General features: G+C 45.6%; 22 protein-coding genes and 1 pseudogene. 11 read left to right on the top strand and 12 right to left on the bottom strand.

What is annotated here, in order from left to right:
- The first annotated feature begins 167 nt into the window (after window positions 1-167).
- Window positions 168-569, top strand: a complete 402-nt coding sequence (locus RIG27_RS30035; RefSeq protein ID WP_446350764.1) for a hypothetical protein — start codon at window positions 168-170, stop codon at window positions 567-569.
- 461 nt (window positions 570-1,030) lie between these two features.
- On the opposite strand, the gene RIG27_RS30030 is transcribed toward RIG27_RS30035, so the two are convergent.
- On the bottom strand, window positions 1,031-1,432 hold the full coding sequence (locus RIG27_RS30030) for a hypothetical protein (RefSeq protein ID WP_446350763.1): 402 nt from the start codon (window positions 1,430-1,432) through the stop codon (window positions 1,031-1,033).
- The gene (locus RIG27_RS30025; RefSeq protein WP_446342833.1) at window positions 1,425-2,021 is read right to left on the bottom strand and encodes a Panacea domain-containing protein; all 597 of its coding nucleotides are present in this window, start codon (window positions 2,019-2,021) and stop codon (window positions 1,425-1,427) included. Before RIG27_RS30025 ends, RIG27_RS30030 begins: the two co-directional genes overlap by 8 nt.
- Before the next feature lie 38 nt (window positions 2,022-2,059).
- Here RIG27_RS30025 and RIG27_RS30020 point away from each other — a divergent pair, with 38 nt between their 5' ends.
- Window positions 2,060-2,203 (top strand): hypothetical protein, encoded by a 144-nt coding sequence (locus RIG27_RS30020; RefSeq protein WP_446350762.1) that lies wholly within the window; start codon window positions 2,060-2,062, stop codon window positions 2,201-2,203.
- 287 nt (window positions 2,204-2,490) lie between these two features.
- On the opposite strand, the gene RIG27_RS30015 is transcribed toward RIG27_RS30020, so the two are convergent.
- Together RIG27_RS30015 and RIG27_RS30010 are read right to left on the bottom strand one after the other, a co-directional pair.
- Window positions 2,491-3,807, bottom strand: coding sequence for an aminopeptidase P N-terminal domain-containing protein (locus RIG27_RS30015; RefSeq protein WP_446350777.1), 1,317 nt, complete (start codon window positions 3,805-3,807; stop codon window positions 2,491-2,493).
- A 139-nt stretch (window positions 3,808-3,946) separates the two neighbouring features.
- Window positions 3,947-4,084, bottom strand: coding sequence for a hypothetical protein (locus RIG27_RS30010; protein ID WP_446350761.1), 138 nt, complete (start codon window positions 4,082-4,084; stop codon window positions 3,947-3,949).
- Between the two features lie 35 nt (window positions 4,085-4,119).
- Here RIG27_RS30010 and RIG27_RS30005 point away from each other — a divergent pair, with 35 nt between their 5' ends.
- Window positions 4,120-4,299 (top strand): hypothetical protein, encoded by a 180-nt coding sequence (locus RIG27_RS30005; RefSeq protein WP_446350760.1) that lies wholly within the window; start codon window positions 4,120-4,122, stop codon window positions 4,297-4,299.
- Window positions 4,300-4,510: 211 nt separating this feature from the next.
- On the opposite strand, the gene RIG27_RS30000 is transcribed toward RIG27_RS30005, so the two are convergent.
- Window positions 4,511-5,455 (bottom strand): NAD(+) kinase, encoded by a 945-nt coding sequence (locus RIG27_RS30000; RefSeq protein ID WP_446350759.1) that lies wholly within the window; start codon window positions 5,453-5,455, stop codon window positions 4,511-4,513.
- A 512-nt stretch (window positions 5,456-5,967) separates the two neighbouring features.
- On the opposite strand from RIG27_RS30000, the gene RIG27_RS29995 reads away from it, so the two are divergent.
- Together RIG27_RS29995 and RIG27_RS29990 are read left to right on the top strand one after the other, a co-directional pair.
- Window positions 5,968-6,543 carry a Uma2 family endonuclease gene (locus RIG27_RS29995; protein WP_446342845.1) on the top strand — a complete coding sequence of 192 codons (576 nt, stop codon included), beginning with the start codon at window positions 5,968-5,970 and terminating at the stop codon, window positions 6,541-6,543.
- A gap of 82 nt (window positions 6,544-6,625) precedes the next feature.
- Window positions 6,626-6,943: a DUF3082 domain-containing protein gene (locus tag RIG27_RS29990; protein WP_006104000.1), complete on the top strand. Its 318-nt coding sequence runs from the start codon at window positions 6,626-6,628 to the stop codon at window positions 6,941-6,943.
- Between the two features lie 131 nt (window positions 6,944-7,074).
- Here RIG27_RS29990 and RIG27_RS29985 read toward each other — a convergent pair whose 3' ends face one another.
- Window positions 7,075-8,052, bottom strand: coding sequence for a cysteine synthase A (locus tag RIG27_RS29985; RefSeq protein WP_446350758.1), 978 nt, complete (start codon window positions 8,050-8,052; stop codon window positions 7,075-7,077).
- A gap of 263 nt (window positions 8,053-8,315) precedes the next feature.
- Complete coding sequence (locus RIG27_RS29980; protein WP_446342849.1) at window positions 8,316-8,954, bottom strand: peroxiredoxin; 639 nt, start codon at window positions 8,952-8,954, stop codon at window positions 8,316-8,318.
- A 312-nt stretch (window positions 8,955-9,266) separates the two neighbouring features.
- On the opposite strand from RIG27_RS29980, the gene psbU reads away from it, so the two are divergent.
- The 3 genes and pseudogenes from psbU (at window position 9,267) to RIG27_RS29965 (ending at window position 12,216) form a co-directional block, all read left to right on the top strand.
- A complete protein-coding gene (gene psbU / locus RIG27_RS29975; protein WP_446350757.1) occupies window positions 9,267-9,722 on the top strand; it encodes a photosystem II complex extrinsic protein PsbU in 456 nt (151 codons plus the stop codon).
- Between the two features lie 206 nt (window positions 9,723-9,928).
- Window positions 9,929-11,605 carry an L-aspartate oxidase gene (gene nadB / locus RIG27_RS29970; protein WP_446350756.1) on the top strand — a complete coding sequence of 559 codons (1,677 nt, stop codon included), beginning with the start codon at window positions 9,929-9,931 and terminating at the stop codon, window positions 11,603-11,605.
- A 126-nt stretch (window positions 11,606-11,731) separates the two neighbouring features.
- Window positions 11,732-12,216, top strand: a pseudogene (locus RIG27_RS29965) (NAD(P)-binding domain-containing protein).
- 635 nt (window positions 12,217-12,851) lie between these two features.
- On the opposite strand, the gene RIG27_RS29960 reads toward RIG27_RS29965, so the two are convergent.
- Entirely contained in the window at window positions 12,852-13,712 is an 861-nt protein-coding gene (locus RIG27_RS29960; RefSeq protein ID WP_446350755.1) for a hypothetical protein, read from the bottom strand.
- 279 nt (window positions 13,713-13,991) lie between these two features.
- Between RIG27_RS29960 and psb34 the strand changes: the two genes are divergently transcribed.
- Window positions 13,992-14,162 carry a photosystem II assembly protein Psb34 gene (gene psb34 / locus RIG27_RS29955; protein WP_446350754.1) on the top strand — a complete coding sequence of 57 codons (171 nt, stop codon included), beginning with the start codon at window positions 13,992-13,994 and terminating at the stop codon, window positions 14,160-14,162.
- Between the two features lie 262 nt (window positions 14,163-14,424).
- Here psb34 and RIG27_RS29950 read toward each other — a convergent pair whose 3' ends face one another.
- Window positions 14,425-14,961, bottom strand: a complete 537-nt coding sequence (locus RIG27_RS29950) for a hypothetical protein (protein ID WP_446350753.1) — start codon at window positions 14,959-14,961, stop codon at window positions 14,425-14,427.
- A 188-nt stretch (window positions 14,962-15,149) separates the two neighbouring features.
- Window positions 15,150-16,139, bottom strand: coding sequence for a transposase (locus RIG27_RS29945; protein WP_446350752.1), 990 nt, complete (start codon window positions 16,137-16,139; stop codon window positions 15,150-15,152).
- 398 nt (window positions 16,140-16,537) lie between these two features.
- On the opposite strand from RIG27_RS29945, the gene mnmG reads away from it, so the two are divergent.
- Window positions 16,538-18,484 (top strand): tRNA uridine-5-carboxymethylaminomethyl(34) synthesis enzyme MnmG, encoded by a 1,947-nt coding sequence (gene mnmG, locus RIG27_RS29940; RefSeq protein WP_446350751.1) that lies wholly within the window; start codon window positions 16,538-16,540, stop codon window positions 18,482-18,484.
- A gap of 88 nt (window positions 18,485-18,572) precedes the next feature.
- Here mnmG and RIG27_RS29935 read toward each other — a convergent pair whose 3' ends face one another.
- Window positions 18,573-18,761, bottom strand: coding sequence for a heavy-metal-associated domain-containing protein (locus RIG27_RS29935; protein ID WP_446342926.1), 189 nt, complete (start codon window positions 18,759-18,761; stop codon window positions 18,573-18,575).
- A gap of 361 nt (window positions 18,762-19,122) precedes the next feature.
- On the opposite strand from RIG27_RS29935, the gene RIG27_RS29930 reads away from it, so the two are divergent.
- Complete coding sequence (locus RIG27_RS29930; RefSeq protein ID WP_446350750.1) at window positions 19,123-20,112, top strand: GDSL-type esterase/lipase family protein; 990 nt, start codon at window positions 19,123-19,125, stop codon at window positions 20,110-20,112.
- Window positions 20,113-20,197: 85 nt separating this feature from the next.
- Here RIG27_RS29930 and RIG27_RS29925 read toward each other — a convergent pair whose 3' ends face one another.
- The gene (locus RIG27_RS29925) at window positions 20,198-20,398 is read right to left on the bottom strand and encodes a hypothetical protein (RefSeq protein ID WP_006103978.1); all 201 of its coding nucleotides are present in this window, start codon (window positions 20,396-20,398) and stop codon (window positions 20,198-20,200) included.
- Window positions 20,399-20,473: the final 75 nt, after the last annotated feature.

Here is a 20,473-nt window from a genome sequence, read left to right as displayed (position 1 = left end):
TTGAGATTGGTCTGAGATTATGATAGAGGGTAAGCTCATGGTCAAAACCATGAGGTGGTAAAAATTGATACATATTCGGGAGGAAAGATGTCTGAATAAGCACTCAAAACCGACTCAACTGTTGCAAGCAACTTCTAGCTGGCGTATTTAACAATAGGTAACGAACAATGCAAAAAGACTCGAAGTCATTGGTGGCTGACCCTGTAGCAGGTTTAGCCGAATTAGATTTATCTGCACACCCATCACCGGATGGTCATGACTTTACGCTCCAAGATGACGTACCGGACAATAATCTACACCCGTTGGTTTTGACGGATAAGTTCAAAGAAAACCTGAAACACTCGAAGCAGACGCAAAACCACGCAAATTTCCAACCTAAAAAATCCTTTTGTTCTTGGAAGCATTTGCGGAAACTTCAGATACTGGCGGCAATTTTCTCAGCGCTCATCGTTGGCGCTAATAACGTTGTCCAACTTTGGCAGAACTTGGATATGAGTAACCGCCTTGGCTTGTTGGTCAACAATTTCGATGTGGAGCAAGTTAAGCCGGAGTCTGACAAAAACGACTAGACATATCTGGATGATATCAGGGTAAGCATCCTACCTCACTGGGGAGAGTCGCTGACATGCTACCACTCTCCCCGAATTCATACTGCTGTTTTGAGTTGATACCAACTTGACTTTTCGACCCAGTACGGTTATGTTTGATTTGGCTAGAGGAGTTAAGTTTCCGCAAGCGGTAATCGCTTGATAAACTTACCCCGCAAGGGGATGGAAACACGCCTCTAGAAGTTGACTCAACTGTTGAGTCGTCTTTCACCTCTTCCCCGCAAGGGGACGTCTTACAGTTCTACCCGTCTAATTGTTGGTGGGTTACGGCGGAAATATTACATTAAAGGGTGATTTTCCTCATGAAATATCTACCTAACCCACCCTACTGGACTGACACAGCTAAAATTGTGGAATAGATTTTACTGTTAAAATGGGCGCCTGCTGTTGAAATTGGGCGCACGTCGGTGAAGTAAAGTAACTTAAGAAACTCCCAGATAAGCCCTTAGAGCATTAAGATACTTTTTCTTTAAGTTTCTAGCATTTAGACTCTCTCTTTGAACACGTCTTAAAATCTGAGGCTCAAGCGTATCATAGGGAATGTCAGAATTTGGCACGATGAGTTTTTCCAGTTGCTCGGCGGTGTAAGACCTCGCAAATTTATAGGCAAGAAATGATTTTCGATTAATAAATCCAGGCATTCTTGCCGCTGGTTTTAAGATACAAGTTCCATCATTATCACTACTGCCTTCATACCAAGTTGATATATTTATAAACAAAAATTCATCGGAAGAAAGGGGAGCGATCGCAATATACCAATGATTTTTTTGACCCCCCGTGTCCAAAAGGAAAATATCACCCAAATTAATTGATAAATCAGCCATTTAGAACCCCATCTAAATAGCGTTCTCGATCAGCAATTTCTTTTATACGCTGAATTTCGTCATCAGTTTTTTTTAGATACTGAAGTAGATCCACAACTTTAATATCAACAACTTTTTGACCTTTTTCCTGTGGATTTATCCATTCTGGAAGTGAGTGAGTCCACTCAGCCACATCAAAAGCATTGAGATGACCAAATTCTTGATAAACTGCCTCCATAATTTCTTCTTCAGCCAGAGAAAGCTCATCATCACCGGGGTCAGCAATTAAAGTCACAAATACTTTTTTATTAGGCTCATGGGGGGCGGGAACTGTGGCGATGTATTCTGACCAATATTCAGAACTGGTAAAACCGCCATTTGGCTTCACATAGTCATAAATACGGGTCAACACGGGTCCATACTTCATCGAAACAAAACTATCACCTGTAATAGGATAGCCACTATATTGTAGAGATCGGCGATCACTGATGTAGAGCATTTTGAGCAGCCCCAAATAACTCATCGAAGGCTGACCATGAAGCTTGATCAGGAAAGCCGCCGCCTGAGTGGTTTTTATGTCATTAAAGCTAAAAACAATATCCCCAGACATCGAAATTACTCTAGTAGAGTACATTTTTATTATAAGTTATGACAAGCTACCCTAAACGCGGCTCCACCGTCAATCCTGGAAAATTACCCAGATGCGATCGCGCTACCCGAAATCCTCAACTAAAACCCCTTCATCACCTGACGGAACGCCTGTCTTCCCACTCACTAGGGGGAGCGCACTGACAACCGTATCCCGCCAAGGGAGCTAAGTTGTTTGGCTTAAGGGCAAGTTTCCTGTATGATTGAATATCAGCAGCAGAACCTCGACTTACGAAAATCCTCGCTAAAATCCTCGTGCAGCCGATGTTTCAGATGGTGGAGTTTCCACCAACTAAATCCCCGCAAGGGGACTGAAACTATAGGAAATAATACTACTGGGCGGGTTTTGCCACAAAAGTTATCGGTAACACCGCGATCAAAGTCCCTAAACCCCCCCCTACACCCCGGATTTGGGTGAAATAATTACCCTTCTAGCTTTCCATCTCATCTACCAATTTGGGAACTCCAGCCGTTAACACCTCATTCCCCGACTCAGTAACCAAAACATCATCCTCAATCCTGACACCAATCCCGCGCCAACGTTCAGGAATCTCAGGTTGACCTTCTACTGGTTTAATATCTAAGCCAATATACAATCCCGGTTCCACTGTCACCACTTGACCCGGTTCAAAGGTTTGCCAGGATTCTTCCCCATTCTTATATACCCCAGAATCATGAACATCTAACCCTAACCAATGTCCAGTCCGATGCATATAAAAAGGTTTATATTTCTCCTCCTTAATAATTTCCTCAATATCTCCCGCCAGTAAACCCAAATCCATTAATCCTTCCACCAATACGCGCACGGCGGTATCGTGAAATAGATTATAGGGCTTTCCCGGTTGCACTTGTGCGATCGCGTCTTGCTGCGCCTTCAACACCAACTCATAAATAATCCGTTGGTTCTCGCTAAATTTGCCCCCAATGGGAAAGGTGCGGGTAATATCGGCATTGTAATACTGATAGGCACAGCCGGCATCAATTAACAGCAAATCCCCAGCTTCCATCTGGCGCGTATTTTCCACATAATGCAGAATACAACTATTCACCCCCGACGCCACAATCGACGGATAGGCTGGACCTAACGCCCCCCGTTGGCGAAACATATATTCGATTTCCGCCTGAATTTGGTACTCATAACATCCCGCTTGGGCAAATTTGCGGGCATGATTATGAGCATCTACGGAAATCGCTACGGCTTGGCGCATCATCTGCAACTCAGTGGGACTCTTCACCAAGCGCATCTTCTGAAGCAGTGGATTCGTGGACTCAATCGCCATCGGACCCGTTCCCCGCTTAGGATAGGTCCGCATCAACCTTTGCCAATGGGTGAGAACGGTTTGATTAAACTCGCGATCGCGCCCTAACTGATAATAAATCCGATCTGCCTTCTCTAAATACTGAGGTAACTTCTCATCCAGTTCCGTAATCGGATACGCCTCATCTGCACCGTAGCGTTCTTTCGCCCCATCAACCCCCGTCCGATACCCTGTCCAAACCTCCTTCTCTGGATCTTTAGGTTGGACAAACAGGACAAAGCGGTGTTCAGGATGGTGCGGCGCTAACACCGCCACGGCTTCAGCTTCATTAAACCCCGTCAGATAAAAGAAATCACTATCCTGACGAAAATTATATTCCACATCATTATGCATCACCGCAACCGGGGCGCTGCGGAAGACAGCCGTCCCCTTACCAATCTGACTCATCAACTGTTCGCGGCGTTGGCGATACTCGGTTTGTGAAATCATCATTATGTTTCGCTAGCTTTTGGGTAGACAATTAACCCCAGAACTGATATTTATGGTTAGAGTTTTATTATCCTTACTCTAGTCAATTCCGGCAATGCACCAGAGAACCGCAGGAATTTGACGAGCGTTTTAGGGGCATTTACTGAAATTTACCGTTCATCGTTCCGGGTTGATTGGTCATTACCATGAACCCCGTCACTTGGTTTTTACCCAGGAGTACGTCCTCTCTTGCCAACCCAGAACAGGTGAAAGGAGAACTCAATCCAGCGTAATACATGGTATTACCTAAACGCAACCATTTTTGAGGTAATTATGGCACAATTTCCCCTGCAAGACGCACATCAGATCACCCATCCCCTCGTCCAAGATACCTACGCCGAAATTAGTGCCGAATTGGGATTTGGTATGATACCCAATTTATTCAAATCCATGGCGATTCGTCCCGAATTGCCGCAGTCAATGAAATTTCTAATTCCATTAACCGCTCCTTAAATCTAGAAGAAATACTACAAATTCTCAGTAAACAAGCGAAGTGGTTATTGGATTTTCAGCATTGCAGTGTCTGTCTCAAAAACGACGATAGTGACTCAAAATTAGATCGGGGCGGGTTTAGTTACATCTGGGTTAGGTTAGAAACGATAGTAGTAAAACCCGCCCCTACACATTCAAAATTCAGACGTAGCATGCTACGTCTCTACATCAATTAATGTCGGTGATTATTACTGTAATGAAATCTTGCCCCCGCCCACTGGAGTTTTTCCCGTAAAGTTTTATAGTAGGAATTATTTTCGCGGAGAACAATAAACTTAGCATAGCAATCTGCCTTACGCACATCCACCCGTTGTCCGGGCCAAATCGGGGTTGCCATTACCCCATCCATCCACAGCTTGGTGTTGAGTTCATAATCGCCGAGGGGCCAAATGCTGACGATGGAACCCGCAGGTAAGACTAAGGGGCGACTAGATAGACTTAAGGGGCAAATCGGCGTCACCGCGATCGCTTCCATACCATCATGGAGAATTGGACCATTGGCAGATAAGGTATAGCAGGTGGAACCGGTTGGTGTGGAGACAATCAATCCATCCCCTTGATACTGATCGACGACTTCTCCGTCAATTTCCATTTCCAGAATCGAGGTAATCATGCGATCGGCTGAGGCGGGTTTGACGCACATTTCATTCAGCGCCAAATAGCGATCGCTGATCGGTTCGAGATTGGTATCTGTCGCCAAGTTATCCTGGCGGGAATCCCCTTCAAACAAATAGGCTTCGATCATCATGCGTCGCTGCACAGCATAGCGATCTTCGCTAATCCGATCCCATATCCGTTCGGTATCTTTGAACGCTTCAAAGGGTTCGGTCAGAAATCCCAGATGTCCGCCAATATTAATCGCCAAAATCGGGATACCGTCAGGGGCGAGGTGTCGTGCGGCGGCTAAGGCGGCGCCATCTCCTCCCAGCACCACCGCCAGATCAATGTTGTGCATCACGGATGCCAAAAACACAGGATAGGGATTATCCTTAGCACTACTTGGTCCAATCAGGACATGACAACCGCGTTGTTCCAATTGCCGAGCGCATTTTTCCGCCCAAGCTTGACCTTGGGAGTCTCTGGCTTTGTGGGCGATAATCACTTGTTTTAGCTGCACGGTAACCTCGTTACTGACGTTTGAGAGATGTCCTCGATGGGAAAGCGATCGGCTATCGGTCTCAATTATCGATACCTTGTCGTCTGCTGATCAGAACCGGGGAATCGAAATAACTTTAATTAGCGTAGCGCAGCAACACGAGAAACCCAATTCAGTAATCGATCCAATTGTAAACTCCCTGAACAATGTAACACAGAATACTAAAATTTTTGCTCGATAACTTATGACTTCTAAACAACTATCCCAACCGTTCTAACAATTGCTCACGAGAAAGGGTAATCAGCAGGGAAGTTAACTCTTGAGGAGGTAACTGTAACATCGGCGCGATCGCACTCGACAATTCCTGATCCAGTTCACTTAAATTTTCGCTTTCGTTGACAGTGATACGCCAGTTCGCCAGAATCTCCAGAATAGTCTGTCGAAATGGGTTTTATTGTGGGATAGGATTAAGAAAACGTCGATGTAAGCAAGTAGACATAATTAAACGTCAAACACTTGGGAGATTAAATAAAATGATTATGCAAGCTGAAGACAAAAAGATTTATACTCTTGAAGACTACTTGGAGTTTGAAGTTAACTCAGAAAACCGACATGAATTCATTAATGGCGAAATTGTCCTGATGACTGGCGGAACCCCTAATCATAATCAAATTGCTGGCAACTTTTACGCGGCACTGAATTTTGCACTCAAGCGTCAACCTTATCGAGTATTTGTCACCGATCAACGCCTCTGGATTCCTCGAAAACGCCTCTACACCTATCCTGATATCATGGTCGTTCAGGGTGAATTGCAATTTCAAGAAGGACGGCGAGACACGATTACTAATCCTTTGATTATTGCTGAAGTGTTGTCAGAATCCACCCGAAGCTATGACAAAGATGCAAAATTTGCCGCCTATCGAACGATTCCCAGCTTTCAGGAATATCTCTTAATTGACCAATACACGATGCACATTGAGTACTATTTAAAAACTGAGCGAAAACGCTGGATATTTTATGAGTATGATGATGCCGATGAAATCGTTTCTCTCAACTCTTTCTCATTCCAAATAACCCTGGCAGATATTTATGACAAAGTAGAGACGTAGCATGCTACGTCTCTACAGGGTAATGTGATGTCCGGCAAATCACTCATAATAAATAAAGGATGAAACCCTAGATATCAGATTCATGACCACTAATCCCGATAACCAACCCACAACTACCGAACAAACACCGCCGACTCCCTTGCGCTGCTTAATTTCAGCCTTGATATCCGGTTCTCTGGCGATCGCGGGATACTGGCTGACAACCGCTATTGCCCAATCCTTAGCGAATAAGCCTCTACCCTCTGGGAATGTGACGGCGATTAATATTGCGATCGCGGTTCGTACTTTAGTTGTGGGAATCAGTACTCTCGCCACGGCTGTCTTTAGTCTTGTGGCTGTTGGCTTGGTGGCTTTAGCCATCCAATTGACAGTGCAACGCTTCACCCAAGGGACAAAATGATTGCTTACTTAAGACTTACGCACAGTCTCTATCTGTAGGGTGTGTTAGCGCAGCGTAACGCACCATTCCCGCTAATCCAGCAATTGTAGAGACGTTGCATGCAACGTCTCTACAGATGTGATGATGTACCACTAACGTTCAGGTAACAGCCCCTTTTGCGCCAACCACTCCCGATTGTAAAGCCGCGATTGATAACGCGAACCGCTATCACAAAGCACCGTAACAATTGTATGTCCGGGTCCCATTTCTTTGGCTAAAGCTACGGCTGCACCGACATTAATTCCCACAGAACCACCCATGAATAAACCATCTTTTTCCAGCAGTTGGTAAATCACCCGCACCGCTTCTTTGTCATCAATTTGAATCGCATCATCAATGGGAACGCCTTGCATATTGGCAGTAATTCGGCTGTTCCCAATCCCTTCAGTAATAGAATTCCCTTCTGTGTTAATTTCGCCCGTCTTCACGTAACTGTACAACCCACTCCCCATCGGGTCAGCCACAATCGATTTAATCTGGGGATTCTTTTCTTTCAGAAACATAGACACCCCAGCGAATGTTCCCCCTGTCCCTGTCGCCGCCACCCAAGCATCCACTTTACCATCAGTTTGTTGCCAAATTTCGGGTCCCGTGGTTTCGTAATGTGCCTGTCGATTGGCTAAATTATCAAACTGATTTGCCCAAATTGCATTCTCCATCTCTTCGGCAGTTCGTCCCGATAGCTTAACGTAATTATTGGGGTTTTTATACGGCACAGCCGGAACCGGACGCACTTCGGCACCTAGCGTCCTTAATGCATCCATTTTCTCTTGGGATTGAGTTTCGGGAATGATAATTAGGCACTTATATCCCTTCGCGTTGCAAATATGCGCTAAACCAATACCCGTATTACCAGCCGTTCCCTCAACAACTGTACCACCAGGCTTGAGTAACCCTTTATCTTCAGCATCTTGAATAATATAGAGGGCGGCGCGGTCTTTGACAGAACCGCCAGGATTAAGAAACTCAGCTTTTCCCAGGATTTCACAGCCTGTTTCTGCGCTGAAGCTATTTAATCGAATCAGAGGTGTATTCCCTACTGTGCCGACAAAGCCGTCTTTAATATCCATTTGCTTTACAAGGTTGCTGCTTTATTGTCCTTTTTCTGTACCTCCCCTGTTCCCAGAGAAGGGCGGGTTTAGTCAAGTTATTAGTTTGTGCCAAAACCTTATCGGTAAAACCCGCCCCTACAGGAGGAACTCCCCCTGCTTCCAGACGTAGCCTGCTACGTCTCTACACCGCTTCCCCTGCTCCCCCTGCTTCCCCTGCTCCCCCTGCTTCCCCTACTTTTTAACTATGGAGTGAGGGCTGCGCCACGCCACTACCTTAACCGTTACTTGTTGGGTTGAGGGGTCATCCGCAGGTAAGGCTTGACTTCGGTGTAACCTTTGGGGAATTTTTCTTTTAAAACCTCTGGGTCTTTCAGAGAGGGGACAATTACGCACTCATCCCCATCTTTCCAATTCACAGGAGTGGCAACCTGATGGTGATCCGTAAGCTGTAGGGAGTCAATCACCCGCAAGATTTCGTCAAAGTTGCGACCGGTGCTGGGAGGATAGGTGATGGTCAGGCGCAGTTTTTTCTGGGGGTCAATGACAAAGACGGTGCGTACCGTAACACTAGCATTGGCGTTGGGATGAATCATGTCGTACAGATCAGACACCTTTTTATCCGCATCTGCCAAAACCGGGTAGTTGACGGTCGTATTCTGGGTTTCGTTGATGTCTTGAATCCAACCCTGATGAGACTCCGCATCGTCAACACTCAAGGCGATGACTTTAGCATTGCGCTTGTCGAATTCGGGTTTGAGCTTGGCAACCTCGCCTAACTCTGTGGTGCAAACGGGTGTATAGTCAGCTGGGTGGGAGAATAACACGACCCAGCTATCCCCTGCCCAGTCATAGAAGTTGATTTCGCCTTCACTAGAGGATTGCGTGAAGTTGGGAACAGTGTCGCCTAATCGCAGAGCCATAGCTAATTTCCTGATTCTTTCGTCAACAGAGACAATTTTTAATCTTCCCACAAAACCCCGGTTTTCCGGTAGACTTTTAGAACTATTTAGCATTTTTCATGAGAGGATAGAAAACAAATACAGATTTTAAGTAGGGCGAGTTCCGTCCGATGTTAAGCCTGTGGACTGGTTGAGTGCCGACACCGCCAGAGTGAAACAGGAAGCAATCCGGATGATGTCGAAGAAGATCCAATATTGTCTAGCTTTGTCCAAGTGTTGTAGAACGGCAGTTCTGTCTTGGTCTTCAATGTGTCTGAGTAAGGAGGAGAGTTAATGAAACGATTGGTTCGTGTGTTAGTGGTATGGGGACTGTTAGTGAGCTGCTTAGGATGGTTGGGATTCTGCCAAAGCGCGATCGCAGCACCAATGTCCTGGACTCCGGGCGTGTCTTTGAGTAACGCGATCCAGAATGGGTCCCCGATGTTACTGGCTGAGACGACTCTACGCAATCCAGCCGATGCCAAGCTGGAAACAGAGTATGGTCAAAAGCTGGATTTGAACAATACTCATATCCGAGCGTTTCGTAAGTATCGGGGGATGTTCCCGACGTTAGCATCATTGATCATTCAGAATGCTCCCTACGACGATGTAGAGGAAGTGCTGGAGATTCCCGGATTGACTGATCGGCAAAAGCAGGTGCTAAAAGACAATCTGGATGCATTCACTGTGACCGATACAGCGGACGTTTACAACGAAGGTGACGACCGCTACAATCCCGGCGTCTACTAAACTCGGATAATCCAGGAAATTCCTAGTTCAACCCACTCCTGTTGGGGGTGGGTTATTTTTTACACAAGGATCAAGGCAGATGACAGAGGGTAGAGGGATGAAAACCTGTCCGGTGTAGAGACGCGCCATGGCGCGTCTCTACATTGCCCTTGGGGAGGTGAAGATTCCCATGTCTCCTCAAATATTTGACTATATTTGGACTAACTATGATTTCTGTTCCTGACAATTCTCAATCGCCACTCCATCAGCCAACCCAGTTTGATGTCGTCGTTGTAGGTGCTGGCGCGGCTGGACTTTATGCCGCCCTCTGTCTACCCGATCGCTTAAATGTTGCACTGATAACCAAAGATACTCTATCCATCGGTGCTAGTGACTGGGCGCAGGGCGGTATTGCGGCGGCTATTGCCCCCGGAGATTCCCCAGTGTTGCATGTTGAGGATACACTTCGGGCAGGGGCGGGTCTTTGTGATGCTGATGCTGTGACGTTTCTGGCTCAACAAGCGCCCGATCGCATTCGCTCGTTAGTGGAGATGGGGGTGACGTTTGATCGACGGGGGGAGCAGTTAGCGTTAACCTTAGAAGCGGCTCATTCTCGTCCCCGGGTTCTCCATGCGGCAGATACCACAGGGCGGGCGGTAGTGAGTACGCTTACTGCCTTAGTCTTGCGCCAATCTAATATTACAGTGATTCAGCAGGCATTTGCTTTATCTGTCTGGCTGAATCCTGAAACAGGTCATTGTCAGGGTGTCCAACTCATGTATCAAGGTAAAATCAGTTGGATACGGGCGGGTGCGGTTGTCCTCGCCACAGGAGGCGGCGGTCAAGTTTTTGCCCAGACAACGAATCCCGATGTCAGTACCGGAGATGGAGTTGCGATCGCGTGGCGGGCGGGTGCGATTCTCAAAGACTTGGAATTTGTCCAATTTCATCCCACAGCGTTAACCAAACCGGGAGCGCCTCATTTTCTGATCAGCGAAGCGGTGCGGGGAGAAGGGGCGCATCTAGTGGATGATCAGGGACACCGTTTTGCTTTTGAGTATCATCCTGATGGCGAACTTGCGCCTAGAGATGTGGTGAGTCGAGCGATTTTTAGTCATTTACAGAAAACTAAACCTGATCCAGCCACCAGTCATGTTTATTTAGATTTGCGCCCCATTCCTGATGATCGGATTCGCCACCGATTTCCGAATATTATCCAAGTTTGCCAGCAATGGGGAGTTGATGTATTTCGGGATATGATTCCTGTCGCCCCCGCCGCCCATTATTGGATGGGGGGAATTGCTACGGATTTAATCACATGTACCTCTATTCCTAATTTATATGCCGTGGGTGAAACGGCAAATACAGGTGTTCATGGTGCGAATCGTCTAGCCAGTAATTCGCTATTGGAATGTATTGTATTTGGCGCTCAGTTGAGGGAATTAACACCAGATCGATCGATATTGACTCAGGAATTGGGTTCTATTTCTCCATTAACCTTATCTGATGAAGCCACTAAAACCGATAAAATGCTGGTGATGCAAGATCAGTTAAAACGTTTAGTCTGGCAGAGTGCTGGGATTTGTCGATCGGCACAAAAGTTAGAACGTGCGATCGCGCAGGTGGAAGTCTGGCAGTCTGAATTTGCTACATTGCCTTTAAGCCAACAGTTACGGGATTTAACGCCACATAAGACAGTTCAACTTGATGTCCCGAATGCCGATTACCTAGTGCGAACTTGGGGAGAAACATCTAACTTATTAGATATAGCTTACTTAATTTTGAAAAGCGCCCTGTTTCGGACAGAAAGTCGCGGCGGACATTACCGCTTAGATTATCCTCAACCTGATCCGAATTGGCAAATGCATACACTCGTGCAAGAGGAGCGTTGGTGGAAAGGGTAATTGTCATTAGTCTTATGTCATTTGTTCAGAAATAAAGAAATCCCTCAACAGATAGGTGTCAGAGTCAAGCAGTGGCTGCAAGATTGCAAGGGAGTGTTTTGATGTCGTCAACCTAAAGACAAATCTATGGTTAAGGTAGGATTTCTCGGTACAGGATTAATGGGACAACCCATGGCGCAACGGTTACTGGATGCGAAAATACCAGTCGTGGCGTACAATCGCACCTCGTCTAAGCTAGAACCTCTCAGGAATGCCGGTGCCGAAACAACTGATTCTGCGGCGGATGCGATCGCGGCTGCCGATTGCGTTATTTTAATGTTGGCGGATGCGAATGCGATTCGACAGGTGGCACTATCCGATAGTTGCCAGGATGCATTAAATTTGATAAGAAGTTAAATCGGATGCAAGACAGTAATTTTGCTGATCCCAATTTTCCCCTAAAACATTTACTTAAAGATATTAATTTATTCCTTAGTGAAGCCAAAGCAGAAGGGTTAGATGCGAGTAGTTTGGCGGGTGTGCGCCAGGTGGTTGAGAAGGCGAAAGACGCTGGGTTAGCGGATGAAGATTATTCTTCCTTATATTCAGGAATTAACCAGACATTGGGTTGAATAGTTACAGATTTTTTGAGCCAACGCGCTGAAGAGTGAAACCGGGTTTGTCGGGGCGGGTTTAGGGAATTTTGTATCTAGGACATCGGTCAAGAAACCGGGTTCCTTTGGCTCAAAGGTTGATATGGCGTTGTCATCCTAACGAGAAACCCGGTTTCTAGGAATGTATCAGGAAAATGTACCCTTGCTCCCCCAGCTCCCCCAGCTTCCCCCGCTCCCCCTTACCACAGCACTTATTCAGCCGACCCTATTTCTCTTATCTCCCCTACTCAAGCGATTTTGGGATTTCTGGGGAAACGTTTAAGTCTGGGAGTTGATTTTTGCTGTTGTGCGTTTGACCGGATTTTGGCGAAACCCAATGAAGGGTATGATTGCGAATGTGCCGTTGTAATGGATGCGAGTAGCCAGGAAATCTATTCATAATCCACCCCTAAGAAATCTTCATTAATCTTACTCCCTTTATCGGGGTGAAAGGGTTAACCTTTGGCAAGGTATTCGTAAAGTTTGAGTTAATCTTTACTCCCTGACTAGATGAAAAGCCGCTTAAACCCTTGGCGGATAATGGTTGGCATGAATTTTCGGCGCAGGTAACTCTAGAACACCTGTCCGGTAAGATGCTCCAATAAGGAAATCTATTAGAAATAGCGTTCCGTTCCGGGAATATGACCAAAGATTCGTTCTGAATAGTCTCGAAGTTCTGCATTATCAATGAGTTTTTGATATTGTGGCTGATCAGCAAAGACTTTCCATCGATTAAGAACATCCATTTCAGCCGCTTTCCCCCGAAATATAAGTCCGTCGAAAGAACTCCCACCACCTTGACCTTTTACCTCATTAAAACCTGCATCAGAAAACTTGATATTAAGTTGCTTGGCTAATTGCTGGCGATAGTCCACATCGATAAACCACTGATTATAATTAACCACAATTTTATGATTTTTCAAAAACTGCGTTTCTCCCAATAATTCTTGAGCGTATGATATCCACAGTTCAACTAATGTTCTATCAGGACATTTTACTTTCATATATCCCTTTTTAAATCGGCTTGCCAGCATATTGAAAGGATCTCTTAAGATAATTACGTCGTATTTGATTGCACTTTCACCCAAGTACAGTTCACTTTTTCTCTCAAACTCATTGTCAGTGATTTGCTCAAGCGCATGATCTTCATAGCTATAGATTAAACAGTCTTTTTTGGTGAAATTACCTTTGGCTTCCTGTTTTAATTTTTCTTTGGGATAATGTTCATACAAGAAACGGTATGGATTTCTTTTTACGGGAATCTTATTCAAATGCCATACTTCACCGTGGTGTTGTTTTCTGATCCAGTTGATAATGGCATGATTTCCACTCCGTTTTAAGCCAACTACTCTAATTTCCTTTTGATTAACTATTTCTGACGGACTCACGTTGTTGGATAAGTGTCTGATTGTATCCTCGACACGGTAACCCATAATTCGTTTCAGGCGGCGAAGCCTGTTCAGTGTGTTGTCCATCTTTGCAGTAGAACGGTGAATCTAACTGTGGCTGATCTATCTTAGCAGACGCAAAGTCCAGTCTTTTGATGAATGGCAATGGAGAAGTTCTAGGGGAAAACTGTCTGTGATGGAGTTAAGTCGGTATTATTGCCTAGGCATATAACCCGGGTAACTTTTGATAAGCTCATCTTATAAAAAGCAGAACAAGATCCGATAGCATATCTATTGCTTTTCTGTAAAGACCTTCGTTAAAGTTATAAACAACAGAGAGAAAAAACACAGAGGAGAAAGATTCAGATGTACACCACAATCAACCAAGATGGACAACTGAACAACTACGCGATCGAAACCCCTGTATATTATGCTGAATATCCTAATAGTGAAAAACAGCGCCGCTATGCCTTGCAAGGGGCGATCGCGATTCTATTCGTTAATGTCCTAATTCTGACAGCACTAGCTGTAAGCTAACGTTTACCCATCATCCACCTGTCGTTAACGCAAGATGATTTTATCCCAAAATTATTACGAGTAGCACAGCACCAGCGAATAAAGTTTTTTAATTCCTCTTAACGCTTGGGATTTGGGATAACAAAAAGCATTGCTTCGGCAGAACTAGAAGAGAACCTCAGTTGCAAAATCCACGACTATTACAGTCGTGGATTTTTACTGTTTATTTAAAGAATAGTTAAATAGGTTTCCGTTGGAATGATAGGCAATAGCTTCTGTTTACTTACGTCTCATTCACCTCTTCACCCGAACTCGGCTCTGTGTTCTCCAATTCCAATCCCGCCTCTGTAATCAATTGATTCGCCACAGATTCAAATGCCTCTAATGATTGAGTTGTCACCGCCTGAACCAGAAGAGTACCTAGCACCTCAAGAGCTTCGATTTTTCCAATTGCTTCTCTCAATTTCTGCGGAATATTTTTAAACCGAACTTCAAGAATACGAATAATTGCTCCTTGTTGTCCCTTCCTGATTCCAATTCGTTCAACACTGGTAATGTAAGGCATTTTTCTCTCCTCTTCTAACGTTTGTATCTCTTGCCACAATCGATCCTCTTCTCTCTTCGGTAGGGCAATAAACCAATCGATTAATCGAAATAATTGAACGATATCCTCTCGCCCATACCCACGCTCATATAAACTCTTAATCAGAGACAGCTTGCTTTCATATCCAACCCCAACATCTTTCCCGGCAACTTGGGCAGAAAGGTGCGCCTGTACTATCGCCGCCAATGGGTTTTGACTACTCGCAAGCTCATCCATTTGGATGAAGAAAAATGTCTGACACGGAGTTGTTCAAACGGGCAAATGCTTTAGGTTCTATTGTGGGAGTGCTATTAGCTGCTGGATCAGGTTCGCTTACCTGAAGAGTAAGAAGAATGTCATTGATTTAAGGCTGGTGGGCAATGCCCACCCAATAAATTATTACTCAATAAAACCCAACTCTTTGTTTACGTCTCATTCACCTCTTCACCTGAACTCAGCTCTGTGTTATCCAATCCCGATTCCTCCTCTGTAACATATTGATTCACCACAGATTCAAATGCGTCTAAGGATTGAGTTGTCACCGCCTGAACCAAAAGAGTCTCTAGCACCTCAAGATTGTCTATCTTCCCAATTAATGTTCTCAATTTCTGCGGAATATTTTTAAGCCGCACTTCAAGTATACGAATAATAGCTCCTTGTTGTCCTTGCTGTAACCCCTTCCTGATTCCGATTCGTTCAACACTGGTAATATAAGGCATTTTTCTCTCCTCTTCTAACGTTTGTATCTCTTGCCACAATCGATCCTCTTCTCTCTTCGGTAAGGCAATAAACCAATCGATTAATCGAAATAATTGAACGATATCCTCTCGCCCATACCCCCGCTCATATAAACTCTTAATCAGAGACAGCTTGCTTTCATATCCAACCCCAACATTTTTCCCGGCAACTTGGGCAGAAAGGTGCGCCTGTACTATCGCCGCCAATGGGTTTTGACTACTCGCAAGCTCATCCATACTGTAATCTAGCAGTTTCACCACTGGAAATTCCAGTATTGCCCGACACCCCCACAATTCACGCTCATACCGACTGGGGCGCCAACCCGGTTGCTCATCGCCGAGTATTCCCAAACTCACCACACTGCGACGATACCTATCGAAAATCCGGCTGTGATACAGGTACATCCGCTCACTAAACTCGCTTTGACGCTGTGATTGCACCTCTACATGGACAAGAACCCATTGCTCCTCCCCGCTACGACGCCAGACTTTCACCAACTTATCCGCATCTCTCCTACCCGTTTCTGTCTCTCGCTTGATCTGTTGTAACTCAGTGTCTAAAAATTCAAATCCTCGTTTCCAATCGATGTCCTCTTCTATGCGTGGATAGAAAAAACTCAAAAACTCCCGAAAATATAGCGAAATGCTTTCCTTCCATGGCGAATCATATTCGCTCATTTTAGTCACTCCTCAATTCTCATCCTTGACCTGATTTAAGTGAATTTATTGTAATACAATTTTACTGATTTTTATTACCAGAATAGCACTGAAAATTTGCATCAAAAATCGCCGAAACCTTTCATATACCGTAGGGTGGGTTTCGACTTCGCTCAACCCACCTTAATCCACGTCCTCAGGGAAATCATCAGCAGACATTCCAGCTCTTTGCATTAGCTCAAAATGACAAATCGTAGATTATGGCGGGAGACTTCTCGCAGAATCAAGTTAAGGGCGCAAGGATGGTGCCCCTACGTTGCATGACGATAACGGTAAAACAGTAGAGATGCGCCATGGCACATCTCTACCAGGGAATTCGGTAAAATGAACCATGAGTCCTTGTCACTCAAACACTAATCATGACCACACATTCCCCCGTAGATTTCCAAGACGCTTTTGATGTCATCGTTGTCGGTGCTGGACATTCTGGCTGCGAAGCTGCACTAGCCGCCGCCCGTCTGGGATGTCGCACTATGCTACTTACGCTGAACTTAGATAAAATTGCTTGGCAACCCTGTAACCCCGCTGTGGGTGCGCCAGCTAAATCCCAACTCGCCCACGAGGTAGACGCTTTGGGGGGAGAAATTGGTAAGATGGCAGACCGAACCTATCTCCAAAAGCGGGTATTAAATCAGTCGCGCGGACCTGCAGTTTGGGCGTTACGGGCGCAAACCGATAAGCGGGAATATGCGGCGGTGATGAAACGGATTGTTGAGAACCAGGAGAATTTGGTTATCCGGGAAGGGATGGTGACGGATTTAGTCCTGGGTGCGAATGATCAGGTTATCGGTGTTCAGACTTATTTTGGTGTAGCATTCCAAGCCCCTGCGGTTATATTAACTACAGGAACGTTCCTGGGTGGATGTATTTGGGTGGGAAATAAGTCAATGTCCGCTGGACGCGCTGGGGAATTTGCAGCGGTGGGATTGACGGAAACCCTGAACCGACTGGGGTTTGAAACGGGACGCTTGAAGACGGGAACTCCAGCGCGGGTGGATAAGCGATCGGTGGATTACAGTAAGATGGAACCTCAACCTGGGGATGAAGCGGTATCTTGGTTCAGCTTTGATCCAGAGGTGTGGGTGGAACGGGAACAGATGAATTGTTATATTACCCGTACCACGGCACAAACGCATCAGTTGATTCGGGACAATCTGCATTTATCTCCGGTTTATGGGGGTTGGGTGGATGCAAAAGGACCCCGTTACTGTCCTAGTATTGAAGATAAAATTGTCCGGTTTGCGGATAAGCCAAGCCACCAGATCTTTATTGAACCGGAAGGGCGAGACATTCCCGAACTCTATATCCAAGGATTCTCCACAGGATTACCAGAGAAGCTACAGTTGCAAATGTTGCGATCGCTCCCTGGATTGGAAAACTGTTCCATGCTACGTCCAGCTTATGCGGTGGAGTATGATTATCTGCCCGCAACTCAGTGTTTTCCCACATTAATGACGAAAAAAGTAGAGGGGCTATTTTGCGCCGGACAAATTAATGGGACGACGGGATATGAAGAAGCCGCCGCCCAGGGGATTGTGGCGGGGATTAATGCGGTACGCTATGTGCGACATCAAGAGATGTTGGTGTTTCCCCGTGAGGAAAGCTATATCGGTACATTAATTGATGATTTATGTACGAAAGATTTGCGAGAACCCTACCGGATGCTAACCAGTCGTTCCGAGTATCGGTTACTCCTGCGTTCCGATAATGCTGATCGCCGTCTGACTCCCTTGGGGCGAGAGATTGGCTTAATTGAGAACCGCCGTTGGCAACTGTATACTGAAAAACAAGCGAATATTGCGGCGGAGAAGGAACGACTCCAGACAGTACGGATTAAGGAACATGAGGAATTAGGTGTTGCGATCGCGTCGGATACTCAGCAACGGATTAAGGGTTCGATTACCCTGGCTGAATTGCTGCGTCGTCCCAAATTCCACTATACCAATTTGGATCACTACGGATTAGGAAACTCCAGTCTCAATCAAGCTGAACGAGACGGTGCGGAAATTGATATCAAATATGCCGGATATCTGCAACGTCAGCAAAATCAGATTGATCAAGTGTCTCGTCAAAGCCAGCGACGATTGCCAATAGATCTGGATTATGATGCCATTGATACCTTATCTAAGGAATCTCGCGAGAAACTATCCCAGGTTAAACCCCTGACGATTGGGCAAGCTTCTCGCATTGGTGGGGTGAATCCAGCGGATATTAACGCTTTGCTGGTGTATTTGGAAGTGCGATCGCGCTTGGGAGCAAACCGTTCAGATTCCCAAATACCAACAGCATCAGGAATCTCTGGCTAATTCGACTAGATTCCCAACCTGTAGAGACGCGCCATGGCGCGTCTCTACAATTTATAAAAAAGAGAGTTCTATAATGCCAGAATCGGTATTATTCCACCTGATGCCCAACAGAGGTAATGACTTGTTTAATTGACTCCTGAGACGCCTCAGTTTCCACACTAACCATCTTATTTGCCACATCAACATCGACTTTCGCTTCAGGTTCGTGGGTACGAATCCCTTCACTAATGGTTTTAGCGCAAGCATCACAAGCAATACTCGGAACGTTGAATTTCATCGTTGCCATCGTGTAGATTTCCCTCCAGGTTTTTATTCAATCTATCATTATAGCGAAGTGCTGCTTTTTGGTTTTCACTCTAAAGTATGAATTTATCGAAAAGCTTAGGGGGACAAATTTTATTTATTTTTATATCATTTTTTTTGTGGAATTTATATCTTTTGGAAAAAAATAATACTTGACAAGATTTACGGCAGAAGTAAGTAGTTGGACAAAATTAAAGTTAATGGTTGAGATGGGGAAACAGGGAACAGTAATAACCCTCCTGCCTCCTGCCTCCTGCCTTCTGCCCTCTACCATATATTCCTGATACTCTGGCAAATTCCTGTCAAAGGAAAAAGAGAGAGTAATGGAATGTACCATGAGCGATCCGTATTTACTAGCAGCCAGTCTGCTTACTGTAAGTCCCGTATCTGCACCCCCGCCACCGCCACTGGTTCCCAACCTGTTCGAGAATTTGTCGGCTTTGTTGGCTTCGGCTATTGCTGATCACTCGCACTCCGTCGTCACTCAACCGATGATCTCTGGGGTGGAAATCCCTGGTGTTGAGTTTAGTTCATCGGTTAGTAGTGGGCACTTTAGTGCCACCACGAATCAAGCACTGACTACAAACTCTAAAAGTAACATTTCCCCTAAATCGGGAACCCAACTCTATTACCAACGATTAGCCGCATTAAATAGAGGTCAAACCTATACCCGCCTACCGGCTGATAGTTTCCAGTCGGTTTGGAGTAAAGCGACACTGGCTAAACCCACTCATACTCAATGGAAACAGCTACTTGCAGAAGAAGCGAAAGCGATGGCGAGGGGACAGGGGAATAATCGTCTGTCTATTTTAGTGGGCGATTCCTTGAGTCTTTGGTTTCCTACAGCCAACCTACCTAGCGGTCAATTTTGGCTGAATCAGGGGATTTCTGGGGAAAACTCTAGCCAAATTCTGGAGCGACTCCCTGCTTTTTCCCAAACCCGACCCGATACAATCTATATCATGGCTGGCACGAATGACTTGCGTCAGGGCGTTCGCGATCGCGTGATTCTCGATAATACCCGCCAAATCATCCAGCGCTTACGCCAGAACCACCCACAAGCCCAAATTATTGTTCAGTCTATTTTACCCACACGGTTGCCTGCGATTAAGAGCGATCGCATCCGCAACCTAAATCAACACATCGCCGCGATCGCACAACAAGAAGGTGCAGGCTATCTTAACCTGCACCGTTTGTTTGTGAATAATCAGGGTCAAATGCAACGGGAGTTAACCACTGATGGGATTCATCTCGCCAAACGCGGCTATGCTGTGTGGCAAGAGGCTTTAAACTATGCCGATGCTTTAGTTTTGGCGAGTCGTTAATTATTGGTCATTTGTCATTGGTCATTTGTCAAACAACCGAGCGAAGTGAAGGGTCAACACTCACCACTCAACACTCAACACTCAACTAAACCGCCTGTCGAGACGCTAGCTTTTCCAAGGTGGCTTGGGTTTGCTGTAACAACTGCTCTCGGCTATCTACTGCCTTGGTGAGAGTCGGGACTAAATTCCGGGCTTGTAACGCCATGTGTAGCTGGAGCTGAGCCACGTACTCACTAATATCTTCATGAACAAAGTCGTTGGGGGTTTGAGCAGAACGCAAATCCAAAATGTCCTCCTTTCCTTAGGCTTGTGCTTTTCGTCAACACCTCATTGAAGGTATCATGCCTATGGCAATCGGCTC

This window comes from Coleofasciculus sp. F4-SAH-05, from assembly GCF_040222985.1.
Taxonomy (GTDB): domain Bacteria; phylum Cyanobacteriota; class Cyanobacteriia; order Cyanobacteriales; family Coleofasciculaceae; genus Coleofasciculus; species Coleofasciculus chthonoplastes.
This window is presented reverse-complemented; position numbering and strand designations above follow the sequence as displayed.